Origin of the sequence: Tessaracoccus bendigoensis DSM 12906, assembly GCF_900141915.1 — a bacterium.
Taxonomy (GTDB): Bacteria; Actinomycetota; Actinomycetes; order Propionibacteriales; family Propionibacteriaceae; genus Arachnia; species Arachnia bendigoensis.
In genome coordinates, this window is sequence record NZ_FQZG01000028.1 from 35623 (window position 1) to 47342 (window position 11720).

Below are 11720 nucleotides of genomic sequence, written 5' to 3' on the forward strand. Positions count from 1 at the left end.
TAAGTATCCGCCTGATGTCAATACCTAAGAGTGCTTGCCTGCTCAGGGGCGGATCGGATATACAGCCAGGATGCGCACCCCCACGCCGATCGATTCGGTCCTGCACTATCCAGACGCGATCTCCCAGGTCCGGGCCACCGATGAGGCCGTCTACTGGCTGGCGACAATCGCCGCAGAAGACGGCCGGACGACGGTACGTCGCCTGCTCGGTGGCGAGGTCTCCGAGCTCACCCCTGAGGCAAACGTCCGCTCCCGGGCGATGGAGTACGGGGGTGGCGCCTACGCCGTCGATGGGTTGGCCGTCGCCTACTGCGACGATCGCACCGGGCGGGTCTGGTTGCGTGGTGAAGCCGGGACCTGCCCCGTCACGCCAGAGAACTCGCCTTACGTCTATGGCGGGCTCGTTCTCAGCATTGCGGACGGGGTCATCCTCGCCGTCCGCGAGGACCACTCTGCGGAGCCGGAAACCCGCACCGAGATCGTGGCGTTGTCACTGTCTGGCGCCAACGACGGCGGGGGCACCGTGATTGCCACCGGCGCGGACTTCTACGCCTCCATCGCCTTGTCCGGGTGCCGCGTGGCCTGGCAGCAGTGGGATCACCCGAACATGAGTTGGGACACCTCGTCGGTGTGGACGGCGACGCTGGCCGACCCGTCCGACGCCGCGCCGGTCGCCTCATCCGACGGCGTCTCGGCCGGATACCCGGTCTGGCTCCCCTCCGGCCGCCTCGCGTTCGTCTCGGACGAGGACGGCTTCTGGAACTGGCAGATCGTCGACGGTCCCCGCTGGAAGATCGACCGGGACTGCTCAGGCCCGCTCTGGGTGCTCAATCCCGCTGTCGCCGTCGGGTTCGGCGACGACCGGATCGCCACGGTCTGCTATGGGGATGGGGCAGGTCGGCTTGCCGGTTGGACCCCGTCAGACGGCAGTGAGGCGTTTCCCGTCCCAGGCACCACCGACATCGAGTCGCTCGCGACCGCGGGCGGGATCGTGTTCGTCGTCGCTGAATGGCCCGACCGTGGGTCGTCGCTGTTCGCCATCCATCCGGACGGATCGACCGAGTCGCTCGCCGGCCCGACCCGGAAGGAACCCGACGTCGTGCGGGGAGAGTCGATCTGGGCCGAGGGCGAGTCAGGCCCGGTTCAGTCATGGCTGTACCGACCGGAGTCGGCAACTCCTCCGCTCATCGTGATGACGCACGGCGGACCAACGAGCATGGCTACCGCGGGCTACGACGCCACCACCCAGTTCTGGGTGTCTCGCGGCTTCGCGGTCCTCGACGTCAACTACTCCGGCTCCACCGGTTTCGGGCGGGCCTACAGGGATCGGCTCAAAGGCAGGTGGGGGCTGCTCGACGTCAGCGACGCCGTCGCCGCCGTCAGGGCCGTCACTGATCGCGGCCTCGCGGACCCCACGCGGGTGGCGATCACCGGGGGCAGCGCCGGTGGTTACACGACACTGCAGTCGCTGACCACGACAGACGTCTACGCGGCCGGCATCAGCCGTTACGGCATCGGCGACCTCACCACGCTCGTCACCGACACGCACAAGGCCGAATCACGCTACCCGGAAGGCCTGGTCGCGCCGTGGCCCGAGGGCCGGGCCATCTATGAGGACCGTTCCCCCGTCAACCACCTGGAGAGGCTGTCCACCCCGATGCTGATCCTGCAGGGCACCGAGGACAAGGTCGTGCCGCCCAGCCAGGCTGTGCAGATGGCCGAAGCGGTCAGGGGGGCGGGCCAACCGGTGGCGTTGCTGATGCTCGAAGGCGAGGGCCACGGCTTCCGGGCGCTTGCCACCAGGCGACGCGCGCTGGAGGCGCAGGTGTCGTTCCTGGAGCAGGTGTTCGGGATGCCCCACAGCCCCGACGTCCCCGTCCTCGAGATCGAGTCACTGGGGTTGAGTGGGCGTTGAGCACTAATCCGGGTTCGATCTGAATCCAGACACGTTGGCACGTTCAAATCGGAATCGAACCGGTGATAGTGCTCAAGTTCTGGCGAGTTCCAACCCTGCCCGCGTGCGCAGGCCCGCCAAAGTTCCAGCGCCAGAGTCAGGCTCGTACCGTTCAGAGGGGGGCTTGTGCAGGGCGCGGGCCGAAGATCGCGGTGCCGATCCGCACGCAGGTCGAGCCCTCCCGGATCGCGAGGCGGAAGTCGCCCGACATGCCCATGCTCAGCTCCTCCCAGCCGCCGCCCATCGCGTCCCTGATCCGTCGACGGGCGTCGGCCAATGACCCGAAGCAGGCGGCAACTTCGTCTTCGTCAGGGCTGTTGACCGCCATCGTCATCAGCCCCCGGGGCTCGAGAGCGTCGAAGGCCGACAACTTCGAGGCGAACTCGACGGCCTCCTCGGGCCGTATCCCGGACTTGGCCTGCTCCCCCGAGGTGTTGACCTGCACCAGGACGGGCAGGCGGCGCCCCACGGCCTCGAGCCGACGCTGCAGAGCCTCCGCGAGTCTCAACGAGTCGAGCGAATGCAGTTCGGTCGCGACCTCGGCGACCTGCCTGGCCTTGTTCGTCTGCACGTGGCCGATCGCTGCGAACCCGATCCCCTCCTGGCCCAACTCGGCCGCCTTGGCCACCAGTTCCTGGACCTTGTTCTCCCCGAACAGCCCATAGCCGGCCGCGTGCGCCTCACGGATGGCGGCGACGCTGTGGTACTTGCTGACAGGCAGGAGCCGGACGGCGGCCGGATCGCGACCAGCTTCCCGGCAGGCGTCGTCGATGGCGGCCCGGACACGGGCAAGGCTCTCGGTGATACTCATGGCCAGCGTGCCCCGAGTGAAATGACACCGATCGCCGACAGCACGGCGAAAATGATCGCAAACCCCGCAGACCGGTCTGTGACCTCCGTCGGAACCCTCTCGGTGCCGACCGATTCGCGGATCGACTCGTACACCTCGGCGAGTTGCCCACTGGACTCGGCCGAGTACTTCTTCCCGCCGGAGATGCGTGCGATCTCGCTGAGTTCGTAGTGGTCGACGGAGACCCGCTGCCTCTGACCGTCCTGTACGACGTAGCCGTCGTCGGTGCCGAAGGCGATGGTGTAGACGGGAACCCCCTGATCCTTGGCGGTCTGGGCGGCACCTGCCGAGCTGCGGCCGATGTTGGTGGCTCCGTCGGAGAGCAGCACTATCGCGGCGGGAGGTACGGCGTCGGGGTCGTCCGGGTCGGGCGGGACCAGTTTGAGCGCGTCGAGGCTCCGGTAGACCCCTTCCCCGACGGCCGTCGACGGGGCCAGCTCCAACGCGTCGATGGCACGCACCACGGCTCCGCGGTCGACGGTGGGTGGTACGACGATGTCGGCCGTCCCCGCGAAGGTCACCAGCCCCACGTTGAACCGTTCGGGTAGCGAGTTGACGAACTCGTTCGCGGAGGCCTGCGCGGCCTTCAGGCGGTTCGGGCTGACATCCTCGGCCTCCATCGACCACGACACGTCGATGGCGACGATCACACTGGCACGGTCGCGGGGCTTGTCGGTGTAGTCCTTGGGGATGGCCCAGGCCACGATCAACGATCCGAGGCTGAGCAGGGCGAGGAGGACCGCCCCGTGCCGTTTCCAGGCGGCGTCCTTCGGGACGACGAGCTGTAGCCGTGAACTCACAGGTCGCTTCCGGTGACCGCCGCGCCGCGACAACAACACGTACAGCAACGCGATCACAGGGATGATCGCCAGCGCCCAGAGCCGCTGGGGAGCAAGGAACTCCAAGGCGAGGGGGATCACCGGGGCCACCTGGCCGCCATGAACACGGCTCCCAGCGCTGCGACGACTGCGAAACCGAGCGCGACCGCCGCATACGTCGCGGTGATCGGTTTCTTCACATCCTCGTAGCCGATGACCGATCCGATCTCCCGGTAGGCGTCGCCCAGGGACGCGGCACCGTCGGCGTCGACGGCCCTGCCCCCCGTGGCGTCGGCCAGCGCGGCGAGTGCCTCGGGGTCCGGGGCCACGTTCTCGCGTCGCCCATCGACATCGACGTATCCGTTGTCGGTGCCGAACGCGACGGTGAAGATCGGGATCTCCCGGTCCTTGGCCTCTCTCGCAGCCTCGGCCGGGTCGCCGCCCTCGGTGTTGGTGCCGTCGGAGAGCAGCACGATCATCGCGGGGGCCTGCTCGCCGTCGTCGCCCGCAGGCGCCTGGTCGATGGCCTTGAGCGCGCTGGTGATCGATCCACCGATGGCGGTGCCGTCGGAGAGCTCCAAGGCGGCGATTGCGCGCTCGGTGGCACCCCGGTCGGTGGTCGGGGGGATGGCGATCGAGGGGCTTCCGGACATCGAGACGACCGCCACGTTGTAGCTGTCGGGCAGCTCGTGCATGAACGTCGTCGCAGCAGACTTCGCGGCGTCAAGGCGGTTCGGCGCGACATCCTCGGCAGACATGGAAAGCGAGGTGTCGATGACCATCACCACGGTCGCCCGTTCCCGCGGTTGTTTCTCCACCCCGAGCGGGTTGGCGTAGGCGAGGCCGAGGGCGATCAGGGACGCCAGCGACATCGCGACGAAGACGTGTCTGGTCCAGCGACGCTGGGCGCCAACCACCCGGCCAAGCACTCCAGTGTTGGTGAACCGGAGGGCAACATGCCCCTTGAGGCGCAGCACGATGAGGTAGGCGATGATGAGGATGGGGAGCAACACCAGAGTCCAGAGTCGCTCCGGGTTCTGGAACTCGGGCACCCAGCTCATTTGCTCACCCCCTGAGGCGGCTGGTGGAGCACGCTGGCGACCTTGCGGTAGTTCAGGACGAAACGCGCGATGTCGGCGACCCAGTCACGGTCGGTGCGAAGTTGGATGTGTCCGGCGCCTGCCCTGCGGATGGCGACCTTGATCCGCTCGCGTTGAGCCGAGGTTGCGGCGTCCATCCTGCGCCGTGCCGCCTCGTCCGAGGTGTTGATGTAGCGGGAGAAGTCGGTCTCTGGGTCACGGATCAGCATCTCTCCGACGTCGGGGAACTCGACCTCGTGGCGGTCCACCACCTCGACGGCGAGGACCTGGTTGCGCACCCCGAGCCTCCTGAGCGAGCGTTCCCAGGGGGGTGAGGCGTTCGGGTCGAGCTCCGAGTCGCCCGGCGTCAGGAAGTCCGAGACGACCACCCTCATCCCCCGACGGCGCTGCGAACGGGCCAGTTGTTCGATGCCGCCGGCGAGTTCGAGGTTGCCGCTGGCGTGGTCGGGGACGATCGGTTCGGTAAGGAGCTTGCGCAGCAGCCCGTACAGGGCGGTGCGCCCCGATCTGGCCGGGAACCGCTTCACCTTGTCGGGCAGCATCACCATGCCACCGAAACGGTCGCCCATCTTCTGGCCCAGGAAGCCGATGGTGGCGATGGCCGCGATCCCCAGGTCGCGCTTGGTGATCCCTTCAGTGCCCCAGTTCATCGACGGGGTGGCATCGAGCAGCGCCCACACCTCAAGCTCACGGTCGGCCATGGTGTCGCGCACATGCGGGATGGTGGTGCGGGCGGTGACCGCCCAGTCCATCTTCCGGACGTCGTCCTGCCCCGGCTGGTAGACGCGGGCATCGTTGGTGTCTGAGCCCGGCCCGGGAAGCAATCCCAGGTGATCGCCGTGGAGGAAGCCCTCGAGGCGGCGCACGATCGTCAGTTCGAGCCTGCGCAGCGCGGCCTCGGGCGCCAGCCGGTTCAGAGGGATGGTCGGGCCGGTGGGGGGCCGCAGCACCGTCAGCGCCGCCCCACGCCGGTCGTCGGCGGGAAGCATCGGTGGCCCCTGCGGCGGGGGGCCACCCATTGTGAATTCCGGTTTCGCCACGGCTTCCTACGAGCGCCCGGGCTGGTGCGCGTGCTGCTGGTGGCTGGCCTGTCGCTGTTCCTGGTTCCAGACGGGTGTAGGGGCGGGAACCATCGCCAGGATCCGCTCCACGACGTCTGTGGGGTTGATGTTGTCGGCGATCGCGTCGAATCCGAGCACGATGCGGTGAGTCATGACGTCCTTCGCGACGGCCTGCACGTCGGTCGGCAGCACGTAGTCGCGGCCGTTGATCAGTGCCAGGGCACGCGAGGCTGCGACCAACCCGAGCGTGGCACGCGGTGAGCAGCCGATCTGGATCACGCTCTCGAGGTCCGGCATGTTGAAGTCCTTCGGCGCCCGCGTCGCCAGCACGAGCCGGACGATGTATTCGGCCACAAGGTTATGCACAAACACGTTGGAGGCCATGTCCTGCAGGTGGAGCACGAGTTCGGTGTCCAGAACCTGCTCGGCCTCGGGCGGGCGGACGCTCATCCGGCGCAGGATCTCGAGCTCTTCGTTGCCCCGTGGGTAAGGCACGTCGACCTTCATCAGGAAGCGGTCCCGCTGGGCCTCGGGCAGCGGGTAGACGCCCTCGGACTCGATCGGGTTCTGGGTAGCGATGACGATGAAAGGCTTGGGTGAGGGATACGTCTTCCCACCGATCGACACCTGCTTCTCAGCCATCAGCTCGAGCATCGCGGACTGAACCTTGGCAGGCGCCCGGTTGATCTCGTCGGCGAGCACGAAGTTGACGAACACCGGGCCGAGTTCGATCGCGAACCGCTCGGAGCTGGCCGAGTAGATCCTGGTGCCGACGATGTCGGAGGGCACCAGGTCGGGTGTGAACTGGATGCGGGCGAAGTCGCCGCCGACGACCGTCGCGAAGGATCGCACGGCCAGGGTCTTCGCGACGCCGGGCACACCCTCCAGGAGGCAGTGCCCTTTCGCGAGGAGCGCAACCATCAGTTGCTGCACCATGTGCTCCTGCCCGACGATGATCCGCTGGACCTGGCTGATCGCCGTGCCAAGGACCTGTGCAGCGTCTGCGACGGTGGCGGGCAACGGTGCGTTGTAGGTCCGGGGTGTGCTCACTCGGCGCTCCTTCGGGATTGGGGTGCGCTACAAACGATAGCGCCACAATCCCGGCAGCCAACCAGAGCGCAACACCTGTGGTTGGGGCGCAATGTTTGCGCGATGTGGTTCGATGGGTCTCGATGAGCACGGAGAATCAGCCCGGACGGGGCGCCGACGACGCGGACGCGGCCACCGCGGGGCCGCCTTCCGCGTCGTCCGCCGAGGGCAATGAGATCCCCGATCCCTACGCTGCCGATCCCTACGATTCGGACTCATACCATCCCGAGCCGGTTGCCCCGGATGCCGACGAGACCGGGCAGGCGCCCGCCGAGCCGGACGCCCAGGAACCGCCCGTCCGGATGGCGATGCAGTATCCGCTCACCGACGACGATCCGGCCAAGGTCGGCGACTTCTGGTTGGATGCCCGCCTGACGGCGACCCCGGCGGGCATGGCCTTCGTGGCGCATGAGGATGGCGGAGACTCGGTAATGCTCATCCTCCTGTCGGAGGGGGCCGCCTGCGATGCCGCGGCCAGGGCCCGCTTCTCAGGCGAGGTCAACGCCATGCACATCGACACCGTTGTGGCGCGTGGGGGTCAGGGCCAGGACGACGGCCGGATGGCTGGACGCTTCCGCAGCGAGGAGGACGACCCTCAGTTGGCGTCCAAGGCCCCGACGGCGCCCTGGGTCGCCCTGGCCTTCGACGGGACGAAGACCGCCGTCGATGAGGCGGCACGGATCCTGCTCGCGATAGACCTCACCGCCACCCCGCCGCTCAGCGGCCCCGCGGGGCCCGATTTCAGGCTGCACTGGATCGAGCGCACCGGACACGGCAACACCCGGCTGTGGCCGCTGCCGTGGCCGGGACGAAACGACCGTGCAGGCTGGGTGACGATGCTGGTCAGCTTCCTGTTGATGGCCTTGATCGCGGCCCTCGCGTTGCTGCTGGCGATCCTGCTTTTCCAGAATCAGCCGCTGGTCGACGCCCCGCAGCCGATCCCCTCCCCTGCCTCCGGTTCAGGCTCGGGTTCCCCGATGTCGCCCGACCCGACGCAGAGCGGGTCGGGCAGTGGCTCCCCCTCGCCCGGCGATGGCGGCGGCCCTTACAGCCAGACCCCTTCGATGAACCAACCGAGCGGCGACCAGTCGGGCCCGGGGGATCCGTCGCCGAACCCGCGGCTTTAGTGTCCTGAGCCGTAGGCGCGGTTGATCGGTGGCTGCCTCGACCCGTTATGCTGTCGCTTGGTTGAGGGGCGTTAGCTCAGCCGGTTAGAGCAGCGGACTCATAATCCGCCCGTCGCGGGTTCGAGCCCCGCACGCCCCACCCAAAGTGTCTTCCAGGAACACGCCACATGCGAAGGTTCGTCGTGTTCGTGTTCCACCCCTTTGCCGTCGGCGCTGCCGAGGTCGTCTGTTGCGCGGATGATGGTGGAGAAGGGTTCGGCGAGGCCTGCGCGGATGCGGCCTTGATGACGCTTGAGCGTCGGGAGATCACTGGCGTCGGCGAAGTGCGCGGCGATTACTTTGTCGCGTGATGGTCGTGGACACCAGCGGTTTGTGGCCGATACCAGCAGTATCGCTGGACACCAGCTGTATACCGCTGGTGACGAGCCTTTCCGCAGGTATCGGCGCCGGATCGCTGGTGTCGAGCCTTCCCGCAGATGTCGACGTCAGAAGGCTGGTGTCGACGGTGGATCGCTGGTCGGCGTGGGTTTGTGGCCGATACCAGCGGTATCGCTGGACACCAGCCGTATACCGCTGGTGACGAGCCTTTCCGCAGGTATCGGCGTCAGAAGGCTGGTGTCGACGGCATATCCCTGGTGACGACGGTGGATCTTCAACCAATGACCTGAGCGGGAATCCAGCCTATGTGAGCCATCGCGAGCGCCCTGGGGAGCCGCTCGGCCGTCTACGCGACCCGAATCGACCATTCACGAACTCCCTCAGGTTTCTCCTGGATGGGTATCGCAACCAAGGTCAAAGTGCCTTGTGGGAGCCTCGATGGGGCAGCGGCCGATTGCGCGTGTCAGGAGTTCTGGGCCCGACCGGGCGCAGCGGCGCGCTTGGCGGTACGACCGAGATGATCGTGGCCGGGCTCGTCCCGCAGGTCGCCGACGCACTCGAGGTGACCATCGGGCAGGTCGGCCTGATCATCACCGTCTTTGCGATCGGCATGATGATCGGCGCCCCGCTGATGGCGTTGGCCACCCTGCGGCCGCCCCGCAAGTCCACCCTGCTCCTGGCACTGCTCGTGTTCGCCGCCGCGCAGGCCTGGGCGAACGCGCTGCTGGCTCGGTTCAGCGGTGGCAGCCTTGCCCCAACGGGATTCAAACAAAGCCCAGAGGGCTCTGGACTCTGCGCCGCGCTTGACGGGCCCCGGCCTCGGACCATCAACCGCGTGCCAGCACCGTCAGCCAATCCGCGATCCCGTCGGGTCCATCAGCCAGGATGTCGGCGTGGGCGTCCATGCTCTCCTGCTCGGGCGATGAGCTGACCACCCTGCAAGTCTCGATCCCTGTGGAGCGTAGCTCGACCAGAGCGTCGAAAGCGGCCAGGTCGCCGAGGTCATCGCCGCAGAACGCGGCCACGGCGGCGCCGGACTCGGCGACCAGAGCGCGGATGGCATCGCCCTTCGTCACATCGGAGGAACGTAGCTCGATGACGCTGCGGCCCGGTTCCAGCGTGAGTCCGAGGTCGGCTGCGATGCGCTCGAGCCCAGGCAGCAGCCGACCGTAGGCCAGCTCCGGGTCGGCGCTCTGACGGGTGTGTATGCCGAGGGCCCTGCCCTTGTCCTCAAGGGTCACCCCGTCGACGCCACACGATTGAATCTCGACCCGGACGCGTGGGAGCGCCGCTTCGACCGCAGCGGGTCTCGTCTCGGGTCCCGGGTCAGGCGAACCGACGACCCATCGCTCGGCCCCGTAGCCACCCAACACGATGAGGCCCACCAGATCGGGGCGATCATCGAGCCGGGCGAGTCGACGCACCGTCGCGACGTTGCGGCCGGTGATGATGGCCAATGTCGCGACCCGGCCTGCCAGGACCCCGAGAGCTGTAGCGGAGCGCTCGTGCAGTCGCGAGTCTTCGGGATCCGGGACGATCGGGGCCAGGGTCCCGTCGAAGTCGAACGCGAGCAGCACGCCCTCAGGGCGCTCCCGCACCGCAGCCATGAAGTTGGTTCCCGCCTTATGCAACGAAGTCCAGCTAGTCATGGCTCCACCTTGCCAGCAACAACATGAACCGAGGCTGGGTAGTCTGATTCAAGATCCAAGGAGGAGTCCCGATGCCTGAACGCTCACACTTTGTGGTGGTGGCCAACCGGTTGCCCGTCGACAGGGTAACCACGGAGGAAGGCGAGACTACTTGGCGCACCTCTCCAGGCGGCCTGGTCACCGCGCTCGAGCCGGTGATGCGTAAGCACGGAGGTGCATGGGTCGGTTGGCACGGCGCCACCGACGAGTCCGTTGAGCCGTTCACTCACGATGGTTACGAGATCGTGCCTGTCGCGTTGAGCGCCAGCGAGTTCGAGGAGTACTACGAAGGCTTCTCGAACGCCACCCTCTGGCCCCTCTACCACGACACCGTCGCATTCCCCGAATACCACCGCGAATGGTGGGACGCCTACGTCGTGGTCAACCGTCGCTTCGCCGAGGCTACGGCAGAGGTCGCCGCCGACGGCGCCACCGTCTGGGTACAGGACTATCAGCTTCAGTTGGTCCCTCAGCTACTCCGCGAGTTGAGGCCGGACCTGTCGATCGGCTTCTTCCTGCACATCCCGTTTCCTCCGACCGAGCTTTTCCAGCAATTGCCGTGGAGGCGCCGAATCCTGGAGGGCCTGCTCGGGGCAGACCTCGTCGGGTTCCAGGTACCGGGGGCGGCCTCCAACTTCCTGCGTCTTGTCCGTGCCCGCACCGATCACCGCGTCGAGCGCGACGGTGTCGCATTGGGTGACCACACGTGCCATGCGCGTGCCTACCCCATCTCAATCGACACCTCCGGGTTCAAGGAACTCGCAGAGTCGCCGGAGGCTGTTGAGGAAGCGGACCGCCTTCTGGAGGACCTCGGCCATCCGAAGCGCGTCCTCCTGGGCGTTGACCGACTCGACTACACCAAGGGCCTCAGGCAGCGGATCCGTGCGATTGGCGAGTTGTTCGCCGAGGGCAGGCTCGATCCGTCCGAGACCGTGTTCCTCCAGATCGCCACGCCCTCTCGCGAGCGCGTCGAGGAGTACCGGAAGCTGCGGGATGACATCGACCTCCTGGTCGGCCGGATCAACTCAGAGATCGGGGACATCGGGCATCGTCCGATCGTCTACCAGCACACGAGCTACCCCCGGGTGAAGATGGCCGCGCTGTACCGGATCGCCGACGTCGCCGTCGTCACCCCCCTGCGCGACGGCATGAACCTGGTCGCCAAGGAGTACGTGGCGTGCCATCCGGGCACGGAGGGGGCACTGGTGCTGAGCGAGTTCGCAGGAGCGGCACGGGAGCTGAAGCAGGCCTACCTGGTCAATCCCTACGACATCAACGGGATGAAGGACACGGTGATGCAGGCCATCACCGACCCTGCCGTTGTGAGGCGCCGCCGGATGCGTTCGTTGAGGCGGCAGGTGGAAACCCACACGATCGACGCGTGGGCCGATCACTTCCTGGGCGATCTCAAGAGGATCGGTCAGGCGCGCGCGGGCAACCCCACCTGGTCTCTGAACCCCGCAGAGAACTTGGCGCGATTCATACGGGCCCGCTCGGCCGAGAACGAAGCGGAAGAGTAGACGTCGATCCGCAGGCGGGCAGGACCGCGCCCGGATGTCAGGGTAGTGGTCGATAGTCGTGCCTGGACGGATCAGAATCGACCACTGGCCGATTTTCGGGAGGTCTGGTCTGGGCGGCCGCGGCTCGGACGTGGG

At 67.2% G+C, this 11720-nt stretch carries 9 protein-coding genes, 1 tRNA gene and 1 pseudogene; 5 read left to right on the plus strand and 6 right to left on the minus strand.

All coding sequences use genetic code 11. From position 1 onward, the window contains the following. The first annotated feature begins 70 nt into the window (after window positions 1-70). Entirely contained in the window at window positions 71-1915 is a 1845-nt protein-coding gene (locus tag BUC15_RS09020; RefSeq protein WP_073187301.1) for an alpha/beta hydrolase family protein, read from the plus strand. 151 nt (window positions 1916-2066) lie between these two features. Here the strand turns inward: BUC15_RS09020 and BUC15_RS09025 are convergent, their stop codons facing one another. From BUC15_RS09025 to BUC15_RS09045, 5 genes are read right to left on the minus strand one after another with little or no spacing between them, the layout of a single operon-like run. Next, complete coding sequence (locus BUC15_RS09025) at window positions 2067-2765, minus strand: YggS family pyridoxal phosphate-dependent enzyme (RefSeq protein ID WP_073187303.1); 699 nt, start codon at window positions 2763-2765, stop codon at window positions 2067-2069. Beyond that, entirely contained in the window at window positions 2762-3721 is a 960-nt protein-coding gene (locus BUC15_RS09030; RefSeq protein ID WP_425443346.1) for a VWA domain-containing protein, read from the minus strand. Before BUC15_RS09030 ends, BUC15_RS09025 begins: the two co-directional genes overlap by 4 nt. Further along, window positions 3721-4683 (minus strand): VWA domain-containing protein, encoded by a 963-nt coding sequence (locus BUC15_RS09035; protein WP_073187306.1) that lies wholly within the window; start codon window positions 4681-4683, stop codon window positions 3721-3723. The genes BUC15_RS09030 and BUC15_RS09035 overlap by 1 nt, the downstream gene beginning before the upstream one ends. Beyond that, window positions 4680-5711, minus strand: coding sequence for a DUF58 domain-containing protein (locus BUC15_RS09040; RefSeq protein WP_073187335.1), 1032 nt, complete (start codon window positions 5709-5711; stop codon window positions 4680-4682). The genes BUC15_RS09035 and BUC15_RS09040 overlap by 4 nt, the downstream gene beginning before the upstream one ends. Window positions 5712-5768: 57 nt before the next feature. Further along, complete coding sequence (locus tag BUC15_RS09045; RefSeq protein WP_073187308.1) at window positions 5769-6833, minus strand: AAA family ATPase; 1065 nt, start codon at window positions 6831-6833, stop codon at window positions 5769-5771. Between the two features lie 122 nt (window positions 6834-6955). On the opposite strand from BUC15_RS09045, the gene BUC15_RS09050 reads away from it, so the two are divergent. The 3 genes from BUC15_RS09050 to BUC15_RS09060 all read left to right on the plus strand — a co-directional run bounded on the left by BUC15_RS09050 (window position 6956) and on the right by BUC15_RS09060 (window position 8349). Further along, window positions 6956-7999: a hypothetical protein gene (locus tag BUC15_RS09050; protein ID WP_245787930.1), complete on the plus strand. Its 1044-nt coding sequence runs from the start codon at window positions 6956-6958 to the stop codon at window positions 7997-7999. A 65-nt stretch (window positions 8000-8064) separates the two neighbouring features. After that, window positions 8065-8138: transfer RNA gene (locus BUC15_RS09055), tRNA-Ile, on the plus strand. A 28-nt stretch (window positions 8139-8166) separates the two neighbouring features. Beyond that, on the plus strand, window positions 8167-8349 hold the full coding sequence (locus tag BUC15_RS09060) for a hypothetical protein (RefSeq protein WP_073187310.1): 183 nt from the start codon (window positions 8167-8169) through the stop codon (window positions 8347-8349). An 855-nt stretch (window positions 8350-9204) separates the two neighbouring features. Here the strand turns inward: BUC15_RS09060 and otsB are convergent. Then, window positions 9205-10026, minus strand: a complete 822-nt coding sequence (gene otsB, locus BUC15_RS09070; protein WP_073187314.1) for a trehalose-phosphatase — start codon at window positions 10024-10026, stop codon at window positions 9205-9207. A gap of 71 nt (window positions 10027-10097) precedes the next feature. Between otsB and BUC15_RS09075 the strand changes: the two are divergent. Next, window positions 10098-11477, plus strand: a pseudogene (locus BUC15_RS09075) (alpha,alpha-trehalose-phosphate synthase (UDP-forming)); the annotation flags it as partial. Between the last annotated feature and the right edge of the window lie 243 nt (window positions 11478-11720).

Excerpts from the sequence above, each read along its gene's own strand:
- BUC15_RS09040 (WP_073187335.1), bottom strand. The coding sequence starts at position 5,711 with ATGCTTCCCGCCGACGACCGGCGTGGGGCGGCGCTGACGGTGCTGCGG.
- BUC15_RS09035 (WP_073187306.1), bottom strand. The coding sequence starts at position 4,683 with ATGAGCTGGGTGCCCGAGTTCCAGAACCCGGAGCGACTCTGGACTCTG.
- BUC15_RS09025 (WP_073187303.1), bottom strand. The coding sequence starts at position 2,765 with ATGAGTATCACCGAGAGCCTTGCCCGTGTCCGGGCCGCCATCGACGAC.
- BUC15_RS09060 (WP_073187310.1), top strand. The coding sequence starts at position 8,167 with ATGCGAAGGTTCGTCGTGTTCGTGTTCCACCCCTTTGCCGTCGGCGCT.
- BUC15_RS09050 (WP_245787930.1), top strand. The coding sequence starts at position 6,956 with ATGAGCACGGAGAATCAGCCCGGACGGGGCGCCGACGACGCGGACGCG.
- BUC15_RS09020 (WP_073187301.1), top strand. The coding sequence starts at position 71 with ATGCGCACCCCCACGCCGATCGATTCGGTCCTGCACTATCCAGACGCG.
- otsB (WP_073187314.1), bottom strand. The coding sequence starts at position 10,026 with ATGACTAGCTGGACTTCGTTGCATAAGGCGGGAACCAACTTCATGGCT.